Origin of the sequence: Bacillus inaquosorum KCTC 13429 (assembly GCF_000332645.1) — a bacterium.
GTDB classification, from domain to species: Bacteria; Bacillota; Bacilli; order Bacillales; family Bacillaceae; genus Bacillus; species Bacillus inaquosorum.
Genome location: NZ_AMXN01000010.1, coordinates 48,334 through 74,498 on the forward strand (window position 1 = coordinate 48,334; position 26,165 = coordinate 74,498).

At 44.1% G+C, this 26,165-nt stretch carries 29 protein-coding genes; 1 reads left to right on the plus strand and 28 read right to left on the minus strand.

Annotated features, from left to right (window positions below; translation table 11 throughout):
* Positions 1-39: 39 nt before the first annotated feature.
* From BSI_RS01670 to BSI_RS01585, 18 genes are all read right to left on the minus strand, one after another.
* Positions 40-534 (minus strand): YpoC family protein, encoded by a 495-nt coding sequence (locus BSI_RS01670; protein WP_004398011.1) that lies wholly within the window; start codon positions 532-534, stop codon positions 40-42.
* Positions 531-1,190: an endonuclease III gene (gene nth / locus BSI_RS01665; RefSeq protein ID WP_004398013.1), complete on the minus strand. Its 660-nt coding sequence runs from the start codon at positions 1,188-1,190 to the stop codon at positions 531-533. Before nth ends, BSI_RS01670 begins: the two co-directional genes overlap by 4 nt.
* An 18-nt stretch (positions 1,191-1,208) precedes the next feature.
* Positions 1,209-1,907 (minus strand): DNA replication protein DnaD, encoded by a 699-nt coding sequence (gene dnaD, locus BSI_RS01660; RefSeq protein WP_004398016.1) that lies wholly within the window; start codon positions 1,905-1,907, stop codon positions 1,209-1,211.
* A 93-nt stretch (positions 1,908-2,000) separates the two neighbouring features.
* Positions 2,001-3,293: an asparagine--tRNA ligase gene (asnS, locus tag BSI_RS01655; RefSeq protein ID WP_029316846.1), complete on the minus strand. Its 1,293-nt coding sequence runs from the start codon at positions 3,291-3,293 to the stop codon at positions 2,001-2,003.
* A gap of 140 nt (positions 3,294-3,433) precedes the next feature.
* On the minus strand, positions 3,434-4,615 hold the full coding sequence (gene aspB / locus BSI_RS01650) for an aspartate transaminase AspB (protein WP_004398020.1): 1,182 nt from the start codon (positions 4,613-4,615) through the stop codon (positions 3,434-3,436).
* A gap of 22 nt (positions 4,616-4,637) precedes the next feature.
* Positions 4,638-5,123 carry a cell wall elongation/penicillin-binding protein regulator TseB gene (gene tseB / locus BSI_RS01645; RefSeq protein ID WP_004398022.1) on the minus strand — a complete coding sequence of 162 codons (486 nt, stop codon included), beginning with the start codon at positions 5,121-5,123 and terminating at the stop codon, positions 4,638-4,640.
* 8 nt (positions 5,124-5,131) lie between these two features.
* Positions 5,132-5,302, minus strand: a complete 171-nt coding sequence (locus BSI_RS01640) for a YpmA family protein (RefSeq protein WP_004398025.1) — start codon at positions 5,300-5,302, stop codon at positions 5,132-5,134.
* Positions 5,303-5,443: 141 nt separating this feature from the next.
* A complete protein-coding gene (gene dinG / locus BSI_RS01635; protein ID WP_004398027.1) occupies positions 5,444-8,239 on the minus strand; it encodes an ATP-dependent DNA helicase DinG, 3'-5' exoribonuclease type in 2,796 nt (931 codons plus the stop codon).
* Between the two features lie 125 nt (positions 8,240-8,364).
* Positions 8,365-8,748, minus strand: coding sequence for an aspartate 1-decarboxylase (gene panD, locus BSI_RS01630; protein ID WP_004398029.1), 384 nt, complete (start codon positions 8,746-8,748; stop codon positions 8,365-8,367).
* Position 8,749: 1 nt separating this feature from the next.
* A complete protein-coding gene (gene panC / locus BSI_RS01625) occupies positions 8,750-9,610 on the minus strand; it encodes a pantoate--beta-alanine ligase (protein ID WP_004398030.1) in 861 nt (286 codons plus the stop codon).
* Position 9,611: 1 nt separating this feature from the next.
* Positions 9,612-10,445, minus strand: coding sequence for a 3-methyl-2-oxobutanoate hydroxymethyltransferase (panB, locus tag BSI_RS01620; RefSeq protein ID WP_032732356.1), 834 nt, complete (start codon positions 10,443-10,445; stop codon positions 9,612-9,614).
* A 248-nt stretch (positions 10,446-10,693) separates the two neighbouring features.
* Positions 10,694-11,671 (minus strand): bifunctional biotin--[acetyl-CoA-carboxylase] synthetase/biotin operon repressor, encoded by a 978-nt coding sequence (locus BSI_RS01615; protein ID WP_004398032.1) that lies wholly within the window; start codon positions 11,669-11,671, stop codon positions 10,694-10,696.
* Entirely contained in the window at positions 11,656-12,849 is a 1,194-nt protein-coding gene (locus tag BSI_RS01610; RefSeq protein ID WP_004398033.1) for a CCA tRNA nucleotidyltransferase, read from the minus strand. Before BSI_RS01610 ends, BSI_RS01615 begins: the two co-directional genes overlap by 16 nt.
* Before the next feature lie 4 nt (positions 12,850-12,853).
* The gene (bshA, locus tag BSI_RS01605; RefSeq protein ID WP_004398034.1) at positions 12,854-13,987 is read right to left on the minus strand and encodes an N-acetyl-alpha-D-glucosaminyl L-malate synthase BshA; all 1,134 of its coding nucleotides are present in this window, start codon (positions 13,985-13,987) and stop codon (positions 12,854-12,856) included.
* Positions 13,984-14,694: a bacillithiol biosynthesis deacetylase BshB1 gene (bshB1, locus tag BSI_RS01600; protein WP_004398041.1), complete on the minus strand. Its 711-nt coding sequence runs from the start codon at positions 14,692-14,694 to the stop codon at positions 13,984-13,986. Before bshB1 ends, bshA begins: the two co-directional genes overlap by 4 nt.
* Positions 14,687-15,100 carry a methylglyoxal synthase gene (gene mgsA / locus BSI_RS01595; RefSeq protein ID WP_019258743.1) on the minus strand — a complete coding sequence of 138 codons (414 nt, stop codon included), beginning with the start codon at positions 15,098-15,100 and terminating at the stop codon, positions 14,687-14,689. Before mgsA ends, bshB1 begins: the two co-directional genes overlap by 8 nt.
* A gap of 15 nt (positions 15,101-15,115) precedes the next feature.
* A complete protein-coding gene (gene dapB, locus BSI_RS01590) occupies positions 15,116-15,919 on the minus strand; it encodes a 4-hydroxy-tetrahydrodipicolinate reductase (protein WP_004398043.1) in 804 nt (267 codons plus the stop codon).
* 11 nt (positions 15,920-15,930) lie between these two features.
* A complete protein-coding gene (locus BSI_RS01585; protein ID WP_004398044.1) occupies positions 15,931-16,266 on the minus strand; it encodes a nucleotide pyrophosphohydrolase in 336 nt (111 codons plus the stop codon).
* Positions 16,267-16,405: 139 nt separating this feature from the next.
* Between BSI_RS01585 and BSI_RS01580 the strand changes: the two genes are divergently transcribed.
* Entirely contained in the window at positions 16,406-17,278 is an 873-nt protein-coding gene (locus BSI_RS01580; protein ID WP_004398045.1) for a YitT family protein, read from the plus strand.
* Between the two features lie 40 nt (positions 17,279-17,318).
* Here BSI_RS01580 and ypjB read toward each other — a convergent pair whose 3' ends face one another.
* The 10 genes from ypjB to BSI_RS01530 form a co-directional block, all read right to left on the minus strand.
* Positions 17,319-18,113 (minus strand): sporulation protein YpjB, encoded by a 795-nt coding sequence (gene ypjB / locus BSI_RS01575; RefSeq protein WP_004398047.1) that lies wholly within the window; start codon positions 18,111-18,113, stop codon positions 17,319-17,321.
* A gap of 68 nt (positions 18,114-18,181) precedes the next feature.
* Positions 18,182-18,775: a lipoprotein heptaprenylglyceryl N-acetyltransferase LhaT gene (gene lhaT, locus BSI_RS01570; RefSeq protein WP_004398049.1), complete on the minus strand. Its 594-nt coding sequence runs from the start codon at positions 18,773-18,775 to the stop codon at positions 18,182-18,184.
* A 111-nt stretch (positions 18,776-18,886) separates the two neighbouring features.
* Entirely contained in the window at positions 18,887-19,654 is a 768-nt protein-coding gene (locus BSI_RS01565; protein WP_004398051.1) for a menaquinol-cytochrome c reductase cytochrome b/c subunit, read from the minus strand.
* Between the two features lie 34 nt (positions 19,655-19,688).
* Complete coding sequence (qcrB, locus tag BSI_RS01560) at positions 19,689-20,363, minus strand: menaquinol-cytochrome c reductase cytochrome b subunit (protein ID WP_003225560.1); 675 nt, start codon at positions 20,361-20,363, stop codon at positions 19,689-19,691.
* Position 20,364: 1 nt separating this feature from the next.
* Positions 20,365-20,868 (minus strand): Rieske (2Fe-2S) protein, encoded by a 504-nt coding sequence (locus BSI_RS01555; protein WP_004398062.1) that lies wholly within the window; start codon positions 20,866-20,868, stop codon positions 20,365-20,367.
* 142 nt (positions 20,869-21,010) lie between these two features.
* Positions 21,011-21,457: a YpiF family protein gene (locus BSI_RS01550; protein ID WP_004398065.1), complete on the minus strand. Its 447-nt coding sequence runs from the start codon at positions 21,455-21,457 to the stop codon at positions 21,011-21,013.
* Positions 21,458-21,511: 54 nt separating this feature from the next.
* Complete coding sequence (locus BSI_RS01545) at positions 21,512-22,051, minus strand: ReoY family proteolytic degradation factor (protein ID WP_003225551.1); 540 nt, start codon at positions 22,049-22,051, stop codon at positions 21,512-21,514.
* A 71-nt stretch (positions 22,052-22,122) separates the two neighbouring features.
* Entirely contained in the window at positions 22,123-23,394 is a 1,272-nt protein-coding gene (locus tag BSI_RS01540) for a tetratricopeptide repeat protein (protein WP_004398067.1), read from the minus strand.
* A gap of 348 nt (positions 23,395-23,742) precedes the next feature.
* Entirely contained in the window at positions 23,743-25,029 is a 1,287-nt protein-coding gene (gene aroA, locus BSI_RS01535; RefSeq protein WP_004398069.1) for a 3-phosphoshikimate 1-carboxyvinyltransferase, read from the minus strand.
* A gap of 11 nt (positions 25,030-25,040) precedes the next feature.
* Positions 25,041-26,156 carry a prephenate dehydrogenase gene (locus BSI_RS01530; RefSeq protein WP_004398071.1) on the minus strand — a complete coding sequence of 372 codons (1,116 nt, stop codon included), beginning with the start codon at positions 26,154-26,156 and terminating at the stop codon, positions 25,041-25,043.
* Between the last annotated feature and the right edge of the window lie 9 nt (positions 26,157-26,165).

Here is a 26,165-nt window from a genome sequence, read left to right on the forward strand (position 1 = left end):
TTTCTTTTAGAAAAAACCTCCCCTTTCAAGGGGAGGTTTTTATCGATTCATCGCATGATATTTATAAAAATGCTTTTTCATTTCAGTAAACAGCTCATCAAGCTGAATAAAGCAATGGTATTGAGTTGGCTTCAGGAGAATAAACTCCACCCGTTCAGCCCAATTGATCGGCTTTGCGGGAAATGATTTTTTCGTCAGTTCTGACCAATCGAGCGACTTCACCCGCTCGCCTGCTGTCCAGTGAAACGAAGCAAGCAAACACACAATGCCCTTTAGCATTTCGTTTTGGTCACATCTCGATTTTCGTGTTTGAAAGACTGGGAGAAGTGATGCTTTGATGTCATCCCACACTTCAAATAAATGCGGAACGTACTTGCCGCTGTCCTCCCATGGCAAAACGCCTTTAAATTCCGTGCAGAAATCAATATACACGGGGTTGATTCGCAAGGCTTCTTTCATATCCGAGGAGCTCATCTGGCCAAGACTGCGCAAGTATTGCTCATAGGAAGCCAACACTTCTTTTGCTTGCGTCATCGTTTCACCAGTCCTTTTTTATCTCTCTTCTTTCCCTCTCTGCACAGAGAAAGCAGCGGACATTCCGCACAGCGCGGAGACTGCGCCTTACAATGATATCTGCCGAAGAAAATAAGCCGGTGATGCGTAACGGACCAGTCTTCTTTTGGCACCTTGCGCATCAGCGTCTTTTCAACTTCCAGCACCGAGTCCTTCCACCGGCAGATTCCCAAACGCTTGCTGACTCTCTCCACATGGGTATCCACGGCGATGGCCGGCACGCCAAAGGCAACGGATACCACGACGTTGGCGGTCTTTCTTCCGACACCTGGCAGTTTGACAAGCTCATCACGGTCTCTCGGCACTTCTCCGCCGTAATCTTCAATAATCATTTTGCTCAGTTTTTGGATATTTTTCGCTTTATTACGGTACAAACCGATTGATTTAATATCCTGCTGAAGCTCTTCCAGTGAAACAGCCAAATAGTCTTCCGGCCGTTTATATTTTTGAAATAATGTTTTGGTCACTCTGTTTACAAGTGCATCTGTACATTGCGCAGATAAAGCGACTGCCACCACTAATTCAAAAGGATTGGAATGAACCAGTTCACACTCCGCGTGGGGAAACATGTCGCCTATTTTGTCTAAACAGAATTCAATTTGTTTTAGATTTAACACGATTGTCACCTTTTCACTTTATTGTTCAAGCCAATTGTAAAAAGGAACCTGCCTTTTATACTCTTTTTGCGGTTCATTCTGCTTTGCTTGTACCCGCCGGAATTTTTGGCTGTGGATTTTTGCCTGCTCCACAGTTTTCAGCCCGTTTTTCTTCCACTCAAACAAAATCCGGTCAATGTAGCGGAAACTGAGTTTTCCTGATAGTACAGCCTCTTTTAACGCGTGTTTAATCAGCTGTGCGTCATGCTGGTCCTGGTCCTGCCAGATAGCCAGTGTTTCACACTCTAAAGGTGATAGTGGTCTGGCGAACTCTTCCTCAAAAATGGTATAAAGGCTTTTTTGTTCCCCTTCTGCTTTTCTTTCCTGTGTTTGATTCTGTGCAAGCTGTATAAACTCGTACAGCTTCCCCCATAAAGGCTGAAGCGAATACTTCTCAAATTTGATGCCGTTTTGGTCTTCGCATTCTTCAATGAACAGAAAACCTTTTTGAATAAACATCCGTAATCTGTTTGTGCATTCCTCAACAGAAATTGACATACCTTCCTGCAGCTGATTCGGTGTAGGAAAATAAGATCCTTTTTCTAAATGCATTTTAATTTTTAGCAGCAGAATAAGTTCTGTTTCATTAAGCCCGAGCTGTTTATAATGCGTGAGCAGAAGATTGGGAATTGTTGACGTCCCCTGTTCCTGCATATCAATAAATTGATGTTTTTTCATCGTTACACCTCTTACTGTAAAGGATCGTGATATCCCCTTTACTGTAAAAAGTCTCCCTTGCAGGAGACTCTTTTTTTGTTTCATTTGAATGTATTACGGATACAGACGGTTTAATAGTCTTGGGAACGGAATGGTTTCACGAACGTGAGGCGCTCCGCTGATCCAAGCTACTGTCCGCTCTAATCCAAGGCCGAAGCCGGAATGAGGAACTGATCCATATTTTCTAAGTTCAGCATACCATTTATACGCGTCAGAATCCAGTCCATGTTCTTTAAGACGCGCTTCCAAAAGTTCCATATCGTGAATCCGTTCAGATCCGCCGATAATTTCACCATAGCCTTCCGGCGCAATCAGGTCAGCACAAAGCACGACATCCTCGCGGTCAGAAGCCGGCTGCATATAAAACGGTTTTAAGGAAGTCGGGTAGCGAGTGATGAAAACCGGTTTGTCATAGTGTTCGGCAATCGCTGTTTCATGAGGCGCTCCGAAGTCGTCTCCCCACTCGATATCGTCAAAGCCTTTTTCTTTCAGAAAATCAATCGCTTCATCATACGTAATTCTTGGGAACGGAGCTTTGATTTGCTCAAGTTTTGACGTGTCTCTTCCTAATGTGTTTAATTCAATTTTGCAATTCTTAAGAACAGATTGCACAATGAAAGAAACGTAATTTTCTTGTACTTGAAGGTTTTCTTCAAATTCTACAAACGCCATTTCCGGTTCGATCATCCAGAATTCGATCAAGTGGCGCTTTGTTTTAGACTTTTCCGCTCTGAATGTCGGCCCGAAGGAGAATACTTTTCCTAAAGCCATTGCCGCTGCTTCCATGTAGAGCTGACCGCTTTGAGACAGGTAAGCATCTTCATCAAAATATTTTGTCGCAAAGAGCTCTGTTGTTCCTTCAGGTGCGCTTCCAGTCAGAATCGGCGGATCCACTTTTACGAAGCCTTCGTTATTAAAGAATTCGTAAGTCGCGCGAATGATTTCATTACGGATTTTCATGATCGCATGCTGGCGTTTTGAACGCAGCCATAAATGTCTGTGATCCATCAAGAATTCCGTACCGTGTTCTTTTGGCGTAATTGGATAATCAGTAGCTTCGTGAATGACTTCAATACCTGTCACAGCTAGTTCATAACCAAGCGGAGAACGCTCGTCCTCTTTGACAATCCCTTTTATATAGAGTGACGTTTCCTGCGTCACTGATTTAGCTGTTTGGAAAATGCTTTCTTCCACTTCCGCTTTTACTACGACACCTTGAATAAAGCCAGTACCGTCCCGCAGCTGTAAAAATGCGATTTTCCCGCTTGAACGCTTATTAGCGACCCAAGCTCCGATCGTTACTTCCTCACCTACGTGCTTGTACACCTGGTTGATTGTTGTTTTCAACATATTTCCCTCCAAAACAAGAAGACATTCGGAAGCTCATTGCCCCGAACTCTATTATCATCACTTTATTATACCCGCTCTTAACTAACCGGGTCAATGCAGATAAAAAGCGGCTTTTCTGTCAGCCGCTTTTTGATCTGTTAGCTATGTTTTTCTACAAATCGTTTGATTCTTTCAACTGCTTTTTCAAGAAGTTCTAACGATGTTGCGTAAGAAAGACGGACATTATCAGGAGAGCCGAAACCGGATCCAGGAACAATCGCAACTTTTTCCTCCTCAAGAAGCGCTTTAACAAATTCATCTACATCTTTGAAACCGCAAGATTGAGCTGCTTCTTTTGCATTCGGGAACAAGTAAAAAGCGCCTTCCGGCTTCACACAGCTGAACCCAGGGACTTCTATGAGCTTTGCATAGATTGTGTTTAATCTATGTTCAAATGCTTCTCTCATTTCTTCCAGCGGCTCAGAAGGCCCGTTATAGGCAGCAATTGCTCCGTACTGGGCGATTGATGTCGGGTTTGACGTGCTGTGGCTTGCTAGGTTAGTCATCGCTTTAATAATGTCTTCAGACCCAGCTGCATAACCGATTCTCCAGCCCGTCATACTGTGTGACTTCGACACGCCGTTAATAATAACCGTTTGCTCTTTCAGTCTGTCAGACAGCTGTGCTATGGAAACGTGTTTCTTTCCGCCGTATGTAAGTTTTTCATAAATTTCGTCAGACACAATCAGGATGTCATGTTCAAGGCACACTTCACCAAGCGCAGACAGCTCTTCTTCCGTATACATGACACCAGTCGGGTTGCTTGGAGAGTTAATGACGATCGCTTTTGTTTTTTCTGTAATCGTATTTTTCAGCTGTTCAGGAGAAATTTTGAAATGATTTTCCTCAAGCCCTTCTACATAAACAGGATTTCCGCCTGCGAGTTTCACCTGCTCCGGATAGCTTACCCAGTAAGGCGTTGGAATAATGACTTCATCTCCTTCATCCAAAATCACTTGGAAAAGGGTGTACAGAGCATGTTTGGCACCAGTACAGACAATAATTTGAGACGGTTTGTATTCAATATTCTGGTCACGTTTAAATTTCTCTGCAATGCTGTTTTTTAGTTCAGCCAGACCACCTGATGGCGTGTACTTCGTATGGCCTTCGTTCATTGAACGCACAGCCGCATCAATAATGTGCTGCGGTGTATTGAAGTCTGGTTCGCCGGCCCCTAGGCCGATGACATCATGGCCTGCCGCTTTCAGTTCTTTCGCTTTTGCTGTGATTGCCAGTGTGGTAGATGGTGTTAATGCGGATACTCTTTTTGCCAGTTTCAACTTGAACTCCCCCTAATTCGTCTTAAGGCGTGATATTTTTGAGAATCTTTCCAGTTGTAAAGTCCACATAACTTAAACTGTATTGACCTTCTTTGTCTAAGTACGTTACTTCCCAAAGCAGGACATTTCCTTCTCTTGCCAGGTGAACCTCTTTTTGCTTTGAAACCAGCCCTTCATCCTGTATGATTTTCGCCGCTTTGTCTTCCGAGATTCCCTCTTTTGCTTCTTTTGAGAGAATTTTTGCTTTTTTATCAGCAGGAACCCAGACATATAATTTGCTGCCTTTGTTGTCCGTTCCCTTTACGACATAATATTTTTCTTTTCCGACAAATGTTTCGACTTGATCAACGCTGGTGAGATCGGTTTCTTTTTTAGCTTCAGCAGCTGCTGCTTCGTGCCCCTCTTCCTTTTGTGCCATGGCCGATTTATAAATGCTTGCCGAGACAAGAAGTACTGCTAAAAAAATAATACCAAAAATGACGGTAAATATTAATGCTTTTTTTCTCATCTTCTCACCTACGTACGATAAATGGTAAAAACGGCTTGGTTTTTGTTTTCTTCATTCAGCGCAAGGCCGAACATCAGATTGTCTCTTTTCAGTGTCCGATTCAGTGTGTCTACAATTTTATACAGGTCATCAGAATGCTCTACATTAATTGTTGAAAGAATTTCGATTTTGCTTTCCATTATTTCATCCTCCAGTTTGAACAAATATTGTTAGTCATACTCCATTTCAGGACACGCCATACTAGTATCACAGAGCGGCAAAACCGCTTTTAAATAAAACACCATCCTACTCCCACACCGGAAAGCCGCTTTATGCGGCTTTTATTCATTTTTCCCTGCAACATAAGCCTCAAGCTCGCTGTCAGTCATTTCAGATACGGAGGTTGTCGGCAGGGCATCAAGAAACAGCTGGCCGTAACCAGCCGTTTTAATCCGTCTGTCCAATATGACAATCGTCCCTTTGTCCCCCGCTGTCCGCAGCAAACGGCCGATTCCTTGCCTAAAGGTCAGCACAGCTTCCGGAAGTGATACTGTTTGAAACGGATTCAGCCCTTTTTTACGGGCAAGCTCACATTTCGCAGCATGAAGCGGATGATCAGGGGACCGGAATGGAAGCCTCACGATCATTACTGTTGTCAGCTCATCACCAGGGAAATCAACGCCTTCCCAAAAGTGATTTGTGCCAAGCAGGATCGCCTGATTGGATGTTTTAAAAGTTTTCATCAGCTTGCCGGGACTTCCGCCTGTAATTCCTTGTGCCAAGACCTGAATTCCGGAAGCACTTATCGCTTGCTTAAGCACCTGATGAACCTTTTTCAGCATATCATGGGATGTAAACAGCACAAGGATTTTGGGCTGTTTTTCCTTTGCCATTAGCTCGATATAACGGGCCGTATCCTGTATAAATTCAATTTGCCCCGTATCTTGAATTGATTTCATTTCTTTTGGAATCATCACACGCATGCGCTCATCGTAAGAAAAAGGCGACTCAATTCTCATGGTCCGCGGGAAAAAGTCACCCAGTCCCAGTCGTTCAATCATAAATTGAAAAGAACCTTCGACAGTAAGAGTTGCAGATGTTAGCACCACACTATTTTTGCGCGCGAAAAACTGATCAGCCAGAAGTTCACCAGGTTCAAGCGGCTGTGCGTAAATGGCCACCGCATTTTTTGCTCCCTTTGCGTCTATTTCAATCCAAACCGCTTCATCGTCATCAGACTCAAAGAACAGCTTCTGCAACGTTTGACAGTAACGCTGCAAACCTTTCATGCTTCTTTGATATTCATCGGCTAAAAAGACGGTTTTGTTCTTCATACTAGTTAGGTGTTTTTCCATCAGGGCAGACTGTGCCTCAAAAAGCTGCTGCAAATGTGTCAGCATGGAACAAAGCCTCTCCGCTCCATCCGTTAAAATCGGCCAGCTTTTATCTTGGCTTTCTTTGTTCACCTTAAAGACTAGACGGTTTAAGTCTTCTTTAGGTTTTCTTCGTTTGACAAAAGAATGCACAGAGCTGAAGAAAGCATCACTTTCTGCTTGAATGTGCTGAATCCACTCTTCCAATTCGAAAAATGAATCAACCGGCAGGCTGTTTCGCTGAAATAGCTGTCTCATCTTTTTTAGAAGTCCCTGCTCCTTCAGAGTGCCGATTCTGCTCAATTTAGAATGCAATTCTATGTACGTGGCTCTTTTGCCTAAATGTTCGCTTGCAGCCCGTTCAAAATGATGTGCTTCATCGATAATAAATGTACCGCTTTCCGGTAGCCTTTTTTTCTGGCTGCCTTCATCGTTCAGCAAAAGGGAGTGGTTGGTGATCACCAAATCGGAGCGCATGGCAATCTGTTTGGCCCGCTCATAAAAGCCGGTCACACTCTCATTGCGACTTCTTTTGTAGGAGTCATCGTCATAAGCCAATCTGTCCCACAGCAATTTTCCGCCTGAAGGCAAATTCAGTTCAGCTACATCTCCTGTGTTTGTCTCTGTCAGCCAAACGAGGAGCTGTGCCTTTGTCAATACGGCATCATAATTATCATCGTCTTCATGAAGAACCTGCTCGAATTTATACAGGCATAAATAATGCGATTGCCCTTTTAAAATTGCCGCTGTTACCGGAAATGGAAACAGGTCTTGGACAATCGGCAAATCCTTTGTCAAAATCTGCTGCTGCAAAAGCGTTGAATACGTGCTGATAATAACCGGCTTTTTTGATTTCTTGGCAAAAAGCGCAGCCGGAATAAGGTAGCCAATCGTTTTTCCAATTCCCGGAGGAGCTTCAATCAGCGCATGCTCACGATTAGCAAACGCTTCAGCCACCTCTTTCATCATCATCATTTGGCCGTCTCTTTTTTCATACCCAGGCATTAACTCAGACAGCGCTTTTTCATTTCCCGCTTCCCAATTTTCGATCTCAAATGAGAAGTTCCCGTCTTCATTGACACATCCATCGATAGATTCAGGTTCTCTGACAGAAAAGGAAGAAAAGCGCGCATAGCCCGTTATTTCGGTATGTCTGTTTTCATAAATGAACATATCCAACAAATGCGTCAGATCACTGATAAAATGCTGCGAAAGCCTTCTTAACTGTTTTAATGTCGGATAAGGAAGCTGCCGCAGCTTTTCAAGGATTTCCAAAAAAATAAGCCCTGTGACTTCAGCGTCGCTGTCAGCCCGATGCGGCTGATCGTGCCGCAGTTGAAGCTCCTCGCTTAATTCGGTCAGCTTATATCCCTCAAACCCCGGAAAAACAATCCGGGAGAGCTCGACAGTATCCAGCACTTCACAATCCGGAAGCTGAAAGCCCGCCTTATGTAACTCATACTTGACAAATCCAAGGTCGAAATGGATATTGTGGGCGACAAAATAAGCGCCATCAAGCAAATGGAACACTTCTTCAGCCACAGCTTCAAACGGCTGTTCATGCTCTACCATTTGATTGGAGATTCCAGTAAGCTGCTCAATAAAAGCAGGAATGGATTTATTTGGATTAATGTATTTTGAAAACCGCTCAGTAATTTGTCCATTTTCGATTACAACCGCTGCGATTTGTATGATTTTATCGCCTTTCTTCGGCGAATTCCCTGTTGTTTCTACATCTATAACAACGAACCGTTGCTTATTCATTAAAATGGACACCTCAATTCTTGCATACGACAAAAGTGTAACACGTTTTGTGCGGAAATGGAGCGGCAAAACCGTTTTACTCTCAAAATCTTAAAAGAAAACCCCCGATAAAGGGGGCTTTTCTTCTACAAAATTGTGTGGGCTGGTTCATTCCCCAGCATTTGTTCAATTTTGTTTTGATCATTCAGAACAGCCACTTTCGGCTGGTGGCTTGCCGCTTCTTGATCAGACATCATTTTGTAGGAAATAATAATGACTTTATCGCCTTCCTGCACAAGGCGTGCGGCTGCACCGTTTAAGCAGATGACGCCGCTTCCGCGTTTACCAGGAATAATATACGTTTCCAGTCGTGCTCCATTATTATTATTTACAATTTGCACTTTTTCATTAGGAAGCATTCCCACTGCATTAATGAGGTCTTCATCAATTGTAATGCTTCCCACATAGTTTAGGTTTGCTTCCGTAACGGTTGCCCTGTGAAGCTTTCCGCTCATCATCGTGCGATACATATTATATTCTCTCCATTTCTCGAATATCAATAATGATATTATCTATTAAACGCGCTTTTGAAAAAGCAACTGCAACAGCCAGAATCATCTTTCCTTCAATGTTGTTCACAGGCTCGAGTTCCGGATAGGAATAAAGCTCTACATAGTCAATGGTGCCGCTTGTCGTTTCAATGATTTCTTTCGCAGCATTTATCACCGCTTCAGGATCTCTTTCACCGGCTCTGATCAGCTCCGCACTTGTTTGAAGTGCCTGATAGAGCTTAGGCGCTTCTTTTCTTTCCTCAGCTGTTAAGTATACATTGCGGGAGCTTTTGGCTAAGCCGTCTTCCTCTCTGACCGTATCGACAGCAACCAATTCAATATTCATGAAGAAATCGCTGATTAAGCCATCAACAACAGCCACCTGCTGTGCATCCTTTAAACCGAAATAGGCGCGAGTCGGCTGCACAAGGTTGAACAGCTTCGTCAGTACGATTGCAACCCCGTCAAAATGTCCTTCTCTTGAGCGACCGCATAAAACGTCTGTGCGTCTTTCAACGTGAATTGTGACATTCTTTTCACCAGGATACATGTCATGAGCATCAGGCGTAAAAAGAATATCGACTCCGGCGTTTTCTGCAAGGGCCGCATCCCGCTCAATATTGCGCGGATATGCTTCAAAATCTTCATTAGGACCGAATTGCGCAGGATTCACAAAGATACTCATAACGACGGCGTCATTTTCTTGTCTTGCTTTGTCTGCCAAGGTTAAATGCCCCTCATGCAAAAACCCCATCGTCGGAACAAATCCGACTGACTTCCCCTCTGATTGATATTGTCTTATGGCTTCTTTCAGCTGTGAAATATCTGTAATCTGTCTCATCTTATTTTCCTCCATACAAGCCGTCAAGCACTGTCTGGTTCATTTGAAAGGAATGCTTTTGTTCAGGGAAAGCACGATGTCTTACATCATGGACATATCCGCTGATTGCTGTTTCGATTGTTTCGTCAATTCGCGTATATTGTTTTACAAATTTAGGTGTTCTTTCAACACCGTGGCCGATAATATCATGATAAACGAGAACTTGTCCGTCCGCTTTCACACCAGCCCCGATTCCGATGACCGGTATGCTTAGCATTTCGGCAATTTTGGCTGTGAGTTCTGCAGGAACACATTCCAGTACAAGCATCATAGCTCCTGCTTCTTCGCATTTTATACTGTCTTCTATTAATTTTTTAGCGCTTTGTTCGTCTTTGCCCTGTACTTTATATCCGCCCAATACACCGACTGACTGCGGTGTCAGGCCTAAGTGACTGACTACCGGAATGCCTCCGATCGTCAATGCGCGAATGGATTCAAACACGCCTTCTCCGCCCTCAAGCTTCAGCGCGTCAGCTCCGCTTTCCTGAACGATCGCAGCCGCATTTTTCAGCGTATCTTCCTTAGACAGGTGATAAGACATAAACGGCATATCCGTTACGATAAATGTATTCGGCGCGCCCCTTTTAACCGCTTTTGTATGATGGATCATGTCCGCAACTGTCACACCGACAGTTGAATCAAGGCCGAGGACGACCATTCCGAGTGAATCACCGACTAAAATCATGTCGACTCCCGCTTGTTCAGCCAGCTTAGCCGCTGGATAATCATAAGCGGTCATCATCACAATCGGTTCTTCAGACTCCTTCATTTTTAGAAAATCCAATTTTGTTTTCATCATGTTTTCTCCTCCTCATGTTTAGAGGAGATGAGCTGCCGTTTTCTTCTACAAGCCAAAAAACCTTCCGTTACAACGAGAAGGATTCTTCACTTTCTAAAGTTCGGCGAGTTTCATCCCTCTGTCCCAGTCCTTTTTTGGATCAAGGCAGACTGCTGCAATGTCTATCTATTTTTATAATAGGTGCAGTTCGCAGGCGATACTGCCCAATGGAAGTATACCAAAATCAACGGGCTTGTACCAACACATTAACCCAATTCAATATCGGCAGAATAGATTTTTTTAATGCCTTCGTTCGTTTCTAGCAAAAGAACGCCTTCATCATCTATACCTAGCGCCTTCCCGTAAAATGTTCCGTTTAACGTTCTGGCCCTCATATTAGTGCCGATTCCCAGCGCATAGCTTTCCCATAAAAGCTTAATCGGTGTAAAACCGTGATTCATATAATCCCGGTACCGTTTTTCAAAGCAAAGTAAAATATGCTGGATGACGCCGGCTCGGTCAATTTTTTCTCCGGCAGCTTGGCTAAGGCTTGTCGCGATGTCCTTCAGTTCATCTGGAAAATCGTCCGGCTGCTGGTTAACATTAATGCCCATCCCGATGATGACTGAACGTACGCGGTCTTCCTCGGCCTGCATTTCTGTTAAGATGCCGACTGTTTTTTTTCCGTTAATCAAAATATCATTAGGCCATTTAATGTCCGTCTGGATGCCTGCTGCCTCTTCTATTCCCTGCACAACAGCTATTGCAGCAAGCAGTGTGAGCTGCGGTGTTTTTTGGAGCGGAATGTCTGGCCGCAAAATCAGGCTCATCCAAATGCCGTTTCCCTCTTGAGAATGCCACACCCTAGACATTCGACCCCTTCCGGCTGTTTGTTTGTCAGCCACCACGAGGGTGCCTTCCAGTGCGTTATCATTCGCAAGCTCATGCGCCGTTTTTTGCGTGCTCGAAAGAACGTCATGATAAATAAGATGCTGGCCCATCACATCCGTTTTCAGTCCGAAGCGAATTTCGCTTTCACTGAGTTTCCCGGGCTTTTTAATGAGCCGATATCCTTTTCTTCTGACGGCTTCTACTTCATAGCCCTCTTTCCGAAGCTCTTCAATATGCTTCCACACAGCAGTTCTGGAACAGCCGAGGGCATCACTGATTTTTTGGCCGGAAATAAATTCATTTCCGGCCTGAGAAAATAATTCAATAAGATCTTTTCTTAATGTTGACCGCATGTCTTCAGCCACTCCTCTATGTGGTTCTTTTGATTGGAGAGCTTTCCCGTCACAACTGCCTGCTCGATCTGCTGTAATTCTTCCGACACCCATTTTCCAGCAGGCCGGTTTCGAAGCGCAAGCAAATCCTTACCCGTGAAATCAAGATCCTTGAGGCTTTTGATCGGCAGGCTTTGATAAGCGTTTTGAATGTCTTTCAGTTTTTCTTCATCCAGTTTTTCATTTTCCCGAAGCTGCGCTATTTTGGCTGCTGAAAGCAGTGCCTTTTCCCCAGCCTTGTACATTGACATATCGTCAAGGCTCTGGCCAAACGTATGGGCAATGTGAATGGCTTCCTTCATCACCTTTCCCGGGAGCTTCCAGGCTTTCAGGAAAAGCGGCGCATCTTTCAAGTCTATGTCAAGGTCAATTAAAAGCGCAGCCCAAAGCTCCTCACGGGATGTTAAAAAGAAAAATGGAAAGTTACTCGCCGCAATCAGGTTCTCTCGTTTATGGTAAAAACCAGGAAGTTCCTCATACAGCCCCGTTTGAATGAGCGTTTGAAGCGCTTGGCGGGACGCTCTTCCCTGCAGCAGCTTTTCGAACTCTATAGTTTTTCGCTCTACTGAAACATGGGATAGGAGTGTTTTTTCCTTCGTGATCGCTTCTTCTGTTTCAAGTGAAAGCGTAAAGCCAAGCTGACTCATAAAGCGTACGGCTCTCAGCATGCGAAGCGCATCCTCTTGAAATCTGTCCTCAGGCTTTCCGACGGTTCGAATCAGCCTCTGATCAATATCTTTCTTACCGCCAAAATAATCAAGCACCTGCCCGTCAGCTGTCATGGCCATCGCATTAATCGTCAAATCTCTGCGTTTTAAATCCTCTTCTAAAGATGTGATAAATTGTACATCTGATGGCCTTCTATAATCTTCATACTCTGATTCAGTCCGGAATGTAGTGACTTCATAGGTTTCATCTTCCCAGAGCACAATAATGGTCCCGTGCTCTTTTCCTACATCAACTGTTCGCTGAAACAGCCGTTCTACTTGATCCGGAGCCGCATCAGTCGCGATATCGACATCTCCGATCGTTCGTTTCATATAGCTGTCACGAACTGCGCCTCCGACAAAATAAGCCTGGTGGCCCGCTTCGAATAAAGTGCGGAGCACGGGAAGCGCTTTGATAAAAACTTGTTCCATGTGATCACTCCGGTTCTGCTAAATCGGCATAAATCTGTTCATACTGGCTGACAATTTTTTGTGAAGAAAATTCATTTTTGAGCATTTCCATTGCCGCCTCTGTAAACCGCTTGCTTAGCTGTTCATCTTCTAAAATACGCATCGCGCTGGCTGTTGCGGCTGCAACATCGCCGACATCCACCAAAAATCCGCTCACATTATTCTTAATAACCTCCGGGATACCGCCAATGTTTGTTCCGATACAAGGCACCCCGCAAGCCATCGCTTCAAGCAGGACAAGGCCAAAGCTTTCTTTTTCAGACAGCAGCAGCTTCAAATCGCTAATGGAATAAAGCTCCTCAACACGATCTTGATTTCCAAGCATTAAGACTTGGTTTTCCAATCCATATTTTCTGACAAGCTCACAGGCTGTCGATTTCTCCGGGCCGTCTCCGACTAAAAGCAATTTTGCTTTCGTTTTGCCGGCGATATTCCGGAACACACGGATGACATCCTGCACACGTTTGACCTTTCTGAAGTTAGACACGTGGATGACGACTTTTTCGTCTGGTAAAATACCATGTTTCTCTTTAATCACCGCTGTGTTTTTCTTCAGATACACGCGCTCGTCTATAAAGTTATAAATCGTTTCGATTTTTTTCTCCGGTTTAATTAAATCGTATGTTTCAGCTGCAAGCGCTGAGGAGACAGCTGTCACCCTGTCTGATGCCTCAATGGCAAAACGGATCAGTTCTTTTAGAGACGGGTCATACCCTAACACCGTGATATCCGTACCATGCAAAGTGGTCACAATGCCGATATTGCGTTTTAGCATCTGCTTTGCAAGATAGGCGCAAACCGCATGCGGGAGAGCGTAGTGAGCATGGATAATGTCTAAATTCTCCCGTTCCGCCACCTCGGCGATTTTGCTTGCCAATGTCAAATCATACGGCGGATACTTAAAAACAGCATATTGATTAACCTCAACTTCATGAAAATGAATATTGGGATGATATGTATTCAGTCTAAACGGAATGCTTGACGTGATAAAATGGATTTCATGTCCTTTTTCAGCAAGCTGCTTCCCCAGTTCTGTCGCAATGATACCTGAGCCTCCGACGCTCGGATAGCATGTGATCCCTATTTTTAGTTTTTTCATTGTTCGCCCCCAAGCACATCATGATCAAGCATCAGCATCCGTTTGGAAAAGAAACCTTCGGCATACCCCACTCCCGCTTCTTTACCGTAAAGCTTTTCTCTCGCTTCAACGATCTCGATATAACCATTTGTCAGAGGTGTTGAAACTGAATCCTTTGACGGTATAAACTGGCTTTTGTAGGCATTAAGGCTTTGTTTCTTGGCCTCTATTGTATCCGAGATATCAATAACAAAATCCGGCTGATGAAAACCATTTATCATATAATAGTAAACCTTGCTAACTTTATGCGCGGGAAGGCTTTTTTCGTCTTTATATTTATGGATTCCGGCGGAAAAGATTGCTTCTTCCACCAGTGCTGCCGCATTGCCGTGATCGGGATGGCGATCCTTTTTATACGGCATAAAGACTGCTTTTGGCCGGCAGGTTCTGATGACACTGACTATCGCCCGAATTGCCTGATCACTCATCATCAGGCCGCGGTCTGGAAGCGTCAGCTGAATTCTTTTTTCTGCACCTAATATTCGGGCTGCTTCCGCTGCTTCCTCTTTACGTAAGCTAACCGTTCCGTTTGAAGAGAGTTCCGCTTCGGTTAAGTCGCATATAATAACTTTTTTCCCCTGCTTGACAAACTTCGCTATAGTGCCGCCCATTCCGATCTCGACATCATCACTGTGGGCGCCAAAAGCAAGAACGTCAGCATTATACATTCGGCTCTTCTCCCCGAAGAAGATTGCGGAATTCAAAAACACCTTCATCAAGTGTGCGGACAAGAATTTCCGCAGTACCCATATTTGTGGCGAGCGGAATGGAATACACATCACATAAACGGATTAATGCCGAGACATCCGGTTCATGCGGCTGCGCGGTCAGCGGGTCGCGCAAAAAGATGACAAGATCGAGTGCATTGGCTGCGATCAGCGCACCGATTTGCTGGTCTCCCCCTAAAGGGCCGGATTGGAAACGTTCAATGTGAAGGCCTGTCGCCTCTTGAATTTTCAACCCTGTTGTTCCGGTTGCGTATAGATCATGATGACTCAAAATATCCCGATAGGCAGTCGTGAATTGAACCATATCCTGTTTTTTCTTGTCATGCGCGATCAAAGCAATTTTCATCATTTCTCCCCCTGTCTAATCAATGATATTTTCCAGTCCGTACACAAGCTGATCAATCTTCATGACTTGTTCGACTGACAATTTAACACCTGACATGAAAGAAGCGCGGTTATAGGAATCGTGGCGGATCTGAAGCGTTTGACCATCCATGCCGAACATGACTTCCTGGTGTGCAATCAGTCCCGGAAGACGGACGCTGTGCAAGCGGATACCGTTTTGCTCCGCTCCTCTTGCTCCTGGGAGAATTTCTTTTTCATCCGGATGTCCTTGCTGCTTTTCTTTACGAACCTCTGAAATCATTTCTGCTGTTTTAAGCGCCGTTCCACTTGGTGCGTCAAGCTTCCGGTCATGGTGAAGCTCAATAATCTCAACATCCTCAAAGTAGTTTGCAGCCATTTTCGAAAATTTCATCATCAGTACCGCACCAAGCGCAAAATTTGGAGCGATGATGGCTCCAATTCCCTTCTCTTCTGTTAAAGACGTGAGCTCTTTTAAATCAGCTTCTGAAAATCCAGTTGTTCCGACAACTGGACGAACTCCGTGCTCTAATGCAATTTTTGTATGTACTTTTCCGATTTCAGGCGTAGTCAAATCAATTAAGACATCCGGCTGTGTTTCTGTAAAACAGGCATGGATATCTGTGTAAATCAGGGCATCTGACTCAACAGACATCACATCAGATAATTTTTGCTGGTCATATGTATGATCTATGGCCCCGACAAGGTCAAAATGAGGTGTTCGTTCCGCCAATTTAACAGCTTCCTGCCCCATTCTTCCACGCGGTCCTGCAATGACTACTTTAATTGTTTCGTTTGACATCTTAATCTCCTCTACTTTCCTTCTTCTTTTCTGGTCCAGCGATCTTTATCTCTCGTATTAAATTTATGCATAACTCGATCGTGGGCTTCCTCTAAAGAGATATCTAAAGAGTTGGCTAAACAAACCAATACAAACAGCACATCGCCCATTTCCTCTTCCATGCTTTTATCATCTTCAGTCGCTTTTTTTGGTTTTTCTCCATAACGATGATTGACTTCTCTGGCAAGCTCGCCCAGTTCTTCGGTCAGCCTCGCCATCATGGCAAGCGGGCTGAAATATCCTTCTTTAAATTGGCCGATGTAACGGTCCACTTCAGCCTGTATGTCTTTCATTGTTTTATCACTCACTGCACGAAACCTCCTATCATCCTCTTACATGTTAGCTAATTCAGATACGTTTGACAAATGTTTAAGCACGTTTGCTGTTTTCTTTTTCATCCACTATAATATAAACGCTATCTAATGGAAGGAAAAGGGGTTTTGTGTGATGCTTGGAGAAATTAGATTAAAAAACATATTTTTTATTTTAATCGGTGCGGCGATTTTTTCATTTGGCTTGGTTCATTTCAATATGCAGAACAATCTGGCTGAGGGCGGGTTTACAGGTATTACACTTTTGCTTTATGCCCTTTTCCACATCAGTCCCTCTATCTCGAATCTGGTTTTGAATATTCCGATCTTTTTTATCGGCTGGCGTTTGCTTGGCAGGACAATGTTTGTTTACACCCTTGTAGGCACTGTAGCATTGTCTCTGTTCCTCAGCATTTTTCAGCGATATGAAATACATATGCCTCTTCAGCATGACTTAGCGCTCGCTGCTTTATTTGCCGGCGTGTTTATCGGAGCCGGATTAGGCATTATTTTTAAGTTCGGCGGTACGACAGGCGGAGTTGATATCATTGCCCGTTTGGTCAATAAGTATTTTGGGATTCCGATGGGCAGAACGATGTTCGCTTTCGATGCCTGCGTCATCATTTTGTCTTTGCTTACTTACCTCTCCTATAAAGAAGCGATGTATACCCTGGTGGCTGTATTTGTAGCGGCAAGATTAATTGATTTTATTCAGGAAGGCGGATACGCTGCTAAAGGGGCGACCATCATCTCTTCGAAAAACGACCTGATCCAGAAAAAGATTCTTGAAGAAATGGAACGGGGCGTCACCATTTTGAAAGGACAAGGTTCCTATACAAAAGAGGATATAGATGTACTTTATTGTGTGGTGCCGAAAAACGAATTGGTGATGCTGAAAAGTGTGATTAACTCCGTTGATCCTCATGCCTTTGTGGCAGTAAGTGATGTCCACGATGTACTCGGAGAAGGATTTACGCTTGATGAAAATAAAAATCCGCTTCCCCGCTGACATTTAATAGAAAAAAGGCGGCTGCCGCCGCCCCTCATGCTCATTTAGGGTAGTCCCGTTTTTTCAGCTTGTTTTTCTCCGCTTTGTACTTTCTGTAGCCGACATAGGTGAGAGCCGTAATGATAATACTGCCGGTTGTGATGATCACCCAGAGTAAAGACGGATCGGCATCATCCTCCTCCACCCTGTCAAATACATTTTTCAGATCATGCTGAAGAAGAGAAAGCCGTTCAAGCTTCGTGCTCTCAGTCATTTGCTGAAATTCCTCTTGCTCAATGACGTCTATATGTTTTCCCACTGTTTCAAGCTGATCCTCTGATACATCGATTGTAAGACTTGGATAAATCAAATCATATAAACTGATAAATTCATTCCATTTTTCATGAAAGCTCGTACTTTCATTCTTTTGGACATCCTGCTTCAGTTCAGCAAAGGCTTCCATAATCGGTTTTTCCAGTGATCCCCAAAGCGGATCAGACCGATTCTCCACCGCATCCATCAGCATTCTGAACTGCGCGGCTGCTCTGAGTTTTTGTGTATCTGATGTATCAGCCTGCTTTAAACTCCGTACCATATCGTTATAGCCCAGTGTGATTTGACGGATTTGGGCTCCGGTTAGCATGGGGTCTTGCTGTTTTTTTTCAGCGGATTTTAAAGTTTTTTCAAAGTAAGCAAGGACTTGCAGCGCCTCTTCATATTTCGACTGGCGGGTCATTTGAAAGACCGTATCGGATAAATCGTTCAATTCTTCGAGGCTTCCCCGCTCTGCAGCCTTGGCATTTCCATTATAAAAAATAAGAGCAAGCAACAAACAGATCGTCAGCTTTCGTTTCATGCAGGTCCCTCCCACTCTCTCTCCTTACAGAATATGAAGAAAGGGACAAGGATAGACCAACATTGTCTTTACATCAGCTCAAGCTTTGATTGCTTTTTCGAGACCACAAGAAAGTAAGCCAGCCCGATTGAAAAGATGCTCAGCCAAAATGTTCCGTACCCTATATCAGTCATATAATCAGAAAGCATAGAGTACTTCGGCATCATTTCAAACAAGTAATCAATGACATCGTTATGCAGCGTCCAGACGGCAGCAATTGCAAGATGCCAAAAAGAAAAACGAAAATACGGACTGTACAATACGCCTTGGACTGCCATTGCAAAATGCGAGACAATCAGCATATAGCCCTCCCACGGCAAGTCACCTGTTACAGCTAGTACAAGAAAATTCATAACGACCGCCCATAGGCCATACTTTACGAGGGTGACTAGCGCAAGCGCCTCAAAGAGCGGGGCGTTCCGTTTCATGATAAAGGCGAGCAGCACAAACAGAAAGAAAAACGTTGCTGTCGGACTGTCCGGGACAAAAACGAGGAAACGGGCCGGTGTCTCCAGAAGCTGCGGCAAATACCAGTAGTATCCGTAAACCGTTCCCAGAAAATTGATGGCTAAGACCAGAATAAGCACCGTCCGCTGTCCTAATACATATTGAAACCATTTCACATCATATCAACTCTCAGTCTGTAAAAAATAATGTGTCCATATAAAAAAGCTGACGCCGGGTCAGCTTTTGATAATAAAAGTATATCCTTCCATTTCGCAATTCACAATACGTTATTTTGCGGTTGTTTCAGAAATGAATTTCGCAAGTTCTTCGAGCTGCTTATCATTCCCTTTAAACACACCCGCCGGCATTTTGCCTTTCCCTTCAACAGCGATTTTTTTGATTTCTTCCGGTTTCAGTCCGCTGTCAACCAATGAAGGCCCGGCCGCTCCCCCTTGGAGGTTATCCCCATGGCAAGAAATACAGCCCTGCTCCTTAAATACCTTATATCCCTCTGCATTGGTGTCAATGTCAGCTTCTTTTGTGATTTTCCCCTGTTCTTCTGCCTTGGCCCAGTCATGAGTAGCAACTGACTGCCACGTCAAAAACACAGCAGCAGAAATGGCCAGAAGCATCATACCGACAGCAACAGGGCGCTTCCACGGCCTTCTTTCTGTTCCTCTGTCAAGGAATGGCGCCAAAAGCAGGGCGCCAAAAGCGAGTCCTGGCATAATCATGGCGCCGACGACTGTAAAACTCCCGGCGGCGTATTCATACTTCAACAGCTGGTATAAGAAAAGAAAATACCAATCCGGCAGCGGAATATAACCTGTATCAGTCGGGTCCGCCATCCGCTCCAAAGGCGGCTGATGCACAATCGTCAAAACAAGAAAACCGATCAGAAAGACAGCTCCAACCATCCATTCCTTCAACAAGAAATTCGGCCAGAAAGCCTCTGTTTTACCGGGATACTCCGAATAATCCTTCGGTATATTCGGCTTTTTTTCAGCCGGTATCCTTGAGTCGCCTACAAATTTCATCCCTTTGCCCCGGTGCATGTCATCCCCTCCCTTTTATTTGCAGATCAAGAGTTTAAAGCGGTCCTGAAATCCCCTGCTTCCGGATCATAATAAAATGTGCAGCCATCAGCCCGAACAATGCGGCAGGAAGAAAGAATACATGGATCGCAAAAAACCTAGTCAGCGTTTGGGCGCCTACAATATCCGGGTGCCCCGCAAGGAGTGTTTTGACTTGCGTCCCGATCAAAGGCGTGGCTTCAGCGATCTGCAGCCCGACTTTTGTTGCAAACAGAGCCTTCATGTCCCAAGGAAGCAAGTAGCCTGTAAAGCCAAGCCCGAGCATGACAAAAAAGATCAGCACACCGACAATCCAGTTCAGCTCGCGCGGCTTTTTATACGCCCCTTGGAAAAAGACCCTCAGTGTATGTAAAAACATCATCACAATGACCAGGCTCGCACCCCAGTGGTGCATTCCCCTGACGATCTGGCCGAATGCCACTTCATTTTGCAAATAATATACCGATTCCCAGGCATTTTTGATATCAGGCACATAGTACATCGTTAAAAACATTCCAGATAACACTTGGATAACGGTTACAAAAAACGTCAGTCCCCCAAAGCAATACACAAACGCAGAGAAATGATGGGCGGGATTCACATGTTCCGGTACTTCGTGATCGGCAATATCCCTCCACATCGGTGTAATATCAAGCCGCTCATCTACCCAGTCATAAATTTTGTTCAGCATGTCACCCTTCCCCCTTAGGCTTTGCTTTTCCAAGATACAGGAAGCCGTCTTTTACTTCTTGCTCATAATGATCAAGAGGCGAAAGCGGCGGCGTGCCCGGGACATTGGTGCCGTCCTTTTCATAGAGTCCGTAATGGCATGGACAAAAGAATTTATTCGGGTTTTTAGGATCACTATTCCAGTTCACCGTACACCCTAAATGCTTACAAATTGGCGAAAGTGCTACAATTTCATCCCCGTTTTTGAAGACCCAGGCTGATCTTGACTCTTCTGACTCATACCAGGCATCGACTTGATTAATTTTGAAATCAAAACGCTGCGGCTCTTTTGTCAGCTCATCTACGCTGACAACCTGAACCATGTCCTGCTTTCCTGTCGATTTTAATACCGGGTCGAGTGCAAAGCGAACCATAGGCATGAGCATACTAGCCGCCATAAAACCCCCTACGCCTGTGAGCGTATAATTCAAAAATTGACGTCTGGATATATCATGTTTTCCGCCCATCTCTTCTCCCCCCTCTAGGTCACCCCTGCAAACTGACTAAAATAGAAAATATTGCAATAACTCTAGACACCCTCATAATATATGAATCTCTCAGCAAGGTCAATATAGCCAAAATATTGTTCATAAGGAAATGTAAGTGTTTTTACGAGGTGCTCCATAACTGTAACAAAACGTTCAAAATTTCAGCAGTGCGTTCATCTAATATTTTTCTTTTTAAAGAGTCATTTAAATGCTCTAACGGAACAGACGGTGTCACAATGATTTTGCCTAACGCATCCTCACTATTCCAATTTTCGTCAGACGTGAGCAGTACAACATGCGGAAATTCTGATATAAGCTCTTCCCGCAGGTCCTTAAGTCCTTGAACGGTTTTTTCATTTCTATCAACATATGTATAAGGGGGCAGTAAATATACCCGTCCCTTTAACTGCCTTTCTAGTTCATCTGACAGAAGCTGTGTGAATTCTCCTTTCTCTGCCGTTATTTTGAAACGCGCACCTACTTTTATGTTAATTAGTGGAATGACAGCGGTATCAATGTAATCTTTAGCTTGTAAATAGTCCTTGGCATCAGTGATTCTCCACCTCATCGTTCTCCCCCTTTACAACAACAAGCCTTGCAATACGCTGCAAGGCTGGTCATATTATGTGAGCTGATTCAATTGGCGCGATAATTGTTCAAATGCTTCTTTATCATGACGATCTAGCGCGTCGTCAATGTCTTTTAATAATTTTTCTCTTTGGAATGTGGAAATAGCGTGCTCTAAAATTTGTTCAGCCAACCCCTGATCTTTTTTGTTCTCAAACAGATCCTTCGGAATATGAGGGTTAGACTCCAGCACCGCCGCATACTCAGGTGAGCTGTAAGCTGAACGGAAATTAAGCTGGATAAACAAATCCTGCTGTTTATTTAATCTAATATCATGAAAAGATTTTTCCGCGTCGGTTGTCATGACATTCTCTTTATAGAACCGAAACGGAACTTCTTCAACACAATGTGTTGACATTATAATGCCTCTCGGGCAAAATTCTGCCTGCTCCACAAAATGAACCTTCTCCATGAGAGAATCATGGCTCATTAAGTAGTTCAAGATCCAAACGCACTCTCGGCGCTTTAACTGATAATGGTTTAAAAACCAACGGATAAAATCCTTTTTCTCATTGACAGAAACAGGGGTCTGCATGTAATTCCCTCCTCTATCGTTCGTATAATCTATATACTTATATGTTCCACACGAATGGTGAATATTCCTGCTTATCTAGAAAATTCATCCTCGATTCGCAAAATCGTTTCTTCCAGCTCTTCATTGGCTCCGTCAATTTCGAGAACCTTTTTCAAAAGCGGCAGTGCTTCTTTTTGAAGTCCTTCTTCTAATAGGAAGCTTGCGTATTCATATAAGAAATCTCTGTCCTCACGGTAGTGAAGAAAGGCAGCCTCAAAGGATTGTTTTGCTTCCTCGTATTGCTCTAATTCCGTATATGCGCTCGCAAGATACCAATTGTATTTCGGATCTTCTTCCCCGTAGCCGCGCACCTCTTGAATAAGATCAATGATCTGTTCATAATCCTCTTCTTTATGATACACGGCAAGAAGTGTATGAAGTGCCTCGACGAAGCCCGGATCAAGCGCAAGCGCCTCCTGAAGCAGCTGTTTCCCATCTTCTGACTTCCCGATTTTCAAGGCCATTTTTGCGGCATAGAGAAAAAGCTCTTTGTTATATTCATCATATCTGATACCCTCTTTTGCCGTTTTTAATGCCTCTTCATACATTCCTTCAGCTTCATAGCTTTTCGAAAGCGGCATATAAAGTGAAGAATAAGATGGATCAAGCTCCTTTAAATCAGACAGCTGCTTAATAGCTGTTTTAACAAGCCCCGCCTGTAGGGCTGTAAACCCATAGCCGAAAATCATATTAGGATCAGGATTCTCATCAACAGCTTTCTCGTACCACGGAATGGCATCCTCAAATTCACCTGAGGCACTTAACGATTCTGCCAATCTTTGATGGACATTAACGCCTCCGATCTCACTCTGCTCCTCAGCCGTTGTTTTAAAATATTGAACCGCTTTTGCATAAGCTCCCTGAGTAAAATAAAGTTCGCCCAGCGCAAAATCAATTACGGGTTCATTGTCCAGAATGGACTTTGCCTGTAAAAGCTTTTGTTCACTGACTTCGAATAACCCCTGCATTTGATAAAGATCCGCCATAAGCAGCAAACTTTCCGGGTATGATGGATCTGTTTCCGGAATGGTTTCCAGCACAGCAAGGGCTTTTTCTTCTTCGTCAATATCTATTAAAAGTTCAGCGTAAAAATTCGTCAGTTCTGTTTCATTTGGATATAAATCATGTAAATCACTGATCAGTGAAATTGCTTTTTCTACATTGCCCCACTCGTAATAAAGCTGGGCAGCGATGGCTTTATCTTCATCATGGAGCTGTTTTTCAGCCTTCGAGAGAGTGTTGAGGCCTTTTTCTGTTTCACCTGCTTCAACTAATTTTATGGCTTCTTGAATCAATGTATTCAAATCGGACCGGTCCTTTCTTTTCCTATACAACATCAACCATACAAAAAATCTTTATTTGTTCGGGTTAATCTTATCATAATTCAGACGAATGTCCTCGGCAAATAAGATGCTTGCTGTACGGCAGGGAATTATTGAGTCTTATTAGTTTACCAAAAGATCTTGAGATAGAAAATGAAAAAAGGAAGATCGCCCTCTGTACAGTAAAGCAGCTCTATGACCTGCCGGCTTGTAAGTAAAGCGCATCCCCCCTTTTCGTTTTTCTTTTCCCTCTTAAGACAAGCTATGTTTTTTTCCCTCGAATTATGATTCTTACAGTCAATCTGCACAACAAATCCTGAAGCAAGAACTTCAGGATTTGTTTGAAAGCTTATTTAAATGCTCGAAGAAGGTTGGATAAGAAACATGAATGGCATCTGTCTGCTCGATTTCAATTGGCTCCTCCGTTATACAGGAAGCGATACCAAGCATCATTCCGATCCGATGATCTCCATGGCTGGACACTGTTGCGCCGCCTTTCAGTGTTTGTTTGCCATAAACCTTCATTCCATCTGCTGTCGGTTCAATCTCAGCACCCAGCTTACGAAGCTCGGAAACCACGGTGTCAATGCGGTTTGTTTCTTTTACTTTAAGCTCTGCCGCATCCTTAATAACGGTAGTTCCTTCCGCCTGAGTTGCAAGAAGCGCAATGATAGGGATTTCATCAATTAAACGCGGAATGATATCTCCTCCGATTTCAACCGCTTTTAGAGATGACGTTTCTATGACCAAATCTCCATAAGGCTCTGCACTGTCGGCAGCAGACGGTTTGACTTCAAGTTTTGCCCCCATGTTTTGAAGGACGTCAATGATACCTGTCCGAGTCGAATTTAAACCTACGTTTTTCAATACAATCTTGCTGTTTGGAACAATTGCGCCCGCAGCAAGGAAAAAAGCCGCTGAAGAAATGTCTCCAGGAACAAAAACATCTGCAGCTGTCAGTTTCTGGCCTCCTGCAATGGAAACACTCGTTTGATCTTCAGAAAGTTTAACGCCAAATGCAGAAAGCATCCGCTCAGTATGGTCCCGAGATTTATGAGGCTCTGTGACGGTTGTTGTGCCCTCAGCCTGTAATCCGGCCAGTAAAACAGCAGATTTAATTTGCGCGCTTGCAACAGGTGATACATAATCAATTCCTTTTAATGAAGAGCCGCTCACTGACAGCGGTGTAAATTCTCCGCCGGCTCTGCCGTCGATTTTAGCCCCCATTTGTTTCAAAGGCTCAGTGACACGTTTCATCGGGCGCTTCGCAATGCTCTCATCTCCAGCTACCGCGCTGTAAAATGGACGGCCCGCCAAAATGCCGAGCATCAGGCGAATCGTTGTACCTGAATTTCCGACATCTAAAAGGCTTTCTGGCTCGCTCAAGGAATCGATTCCTTTTCCGTGAATCACTACATCGCTGCCGTTTTGCTCAATTTCAACACCCATTTTTCTAAAGCAATCAATCGTGCTCAGACAATCCGCACCCGGCAGAAAGTTTTTAACAGTTGTTGTGCCTTTCGCTAGTGCACCGAACATGACGGAGCGGTGTGAAATGGATTTATCACCAGGAATGTGTATTTCTCCGTTTAAGGCCTGCACCTTTTCTCTTTTCATTATTTTCCACCTCAATCAGCATAAAAAGTTTCATATTCCGCCCGGGCTTCAATGCATTGTTCAGCCCGTTTGCGGTCATCATCAGACTGAAAACTGATTCTTAGAATCCCGTTAATATCTTCTCGTGTTTCAATAATGCGGATATTCGTGATACTGATGCGCTCCGCAGCTAAGATAGCCGTTATCTCGGAAATCACACCCGGATGATCGGGAACATCCACGTATAAATCATAAAATGCAGGTATCGCGCCCTTCTGCCGAAGCGGCAGACCGTCGCGATAATCCTTGGCCGTTTTAAAATAACGAAATAGATTTTCCGCATCTTCTTGTTCTACATATGTCCTAATCTTCTCGATTTCACGAATCCACTCATCAAAACGGTCCAAAATTTTATCTTTATTATGTAATAGAATATCCCGCCACATTGCCGGGCTGCTTGATGCAATCCTTGTAATATCCCTGAACCCGCCGGCAGCAAAACGCTTAACAAGCGGATAAAGCTCTTCCGAATGATGGGTTTGGTGAACAAGGCTTGCTGCGACAATATGCGGAAAATGACTGATCACGCTTGTAACGCCATCATGCTCTTCTGGTGACATTTCCACAAAATGGGCATTCGTCCCCTCCAGCAGGCTTTTTAACTGCTCTACCGCTTGTCTGTCCGTTTTATGGCCTGGCGTTAAAATATAAAATGCATTTTCAAACAGGAACTCCTTCGCAGCGGCCACTCCTGATTTGTGTGAACCTGCCATCGGATGCCCTCCGACAAATTGATAGCGGCTAGGCAGCACTTTGTCTGCGTAATGAACCACTTTTTGCTTTGTGCTTCCTACGTCGGTAATCAAAAGCTTATGTTCAATTCCTGAATGAGCCAGCTCATCAAGCATAAGCAGCGTTTGCGCGACAGGCGTCGCAATGATCACTGTAGCCGCCTCTTTCGCACCGCTAATAAACGAATCAGCACGCTCGTCTATCACACCTAATTTTAAAGCGGCAACCACCTGTTCATCAGAGATGTCGATTCCGATAATCCGTTTGCCGGGATGCTTTTTTTTGATCGCTAACGCAATCGAACCGCCTATCAATCCGAGACCGGCGAGCAATATTGTATCTTTGATTTGGTTCATATGTCATCA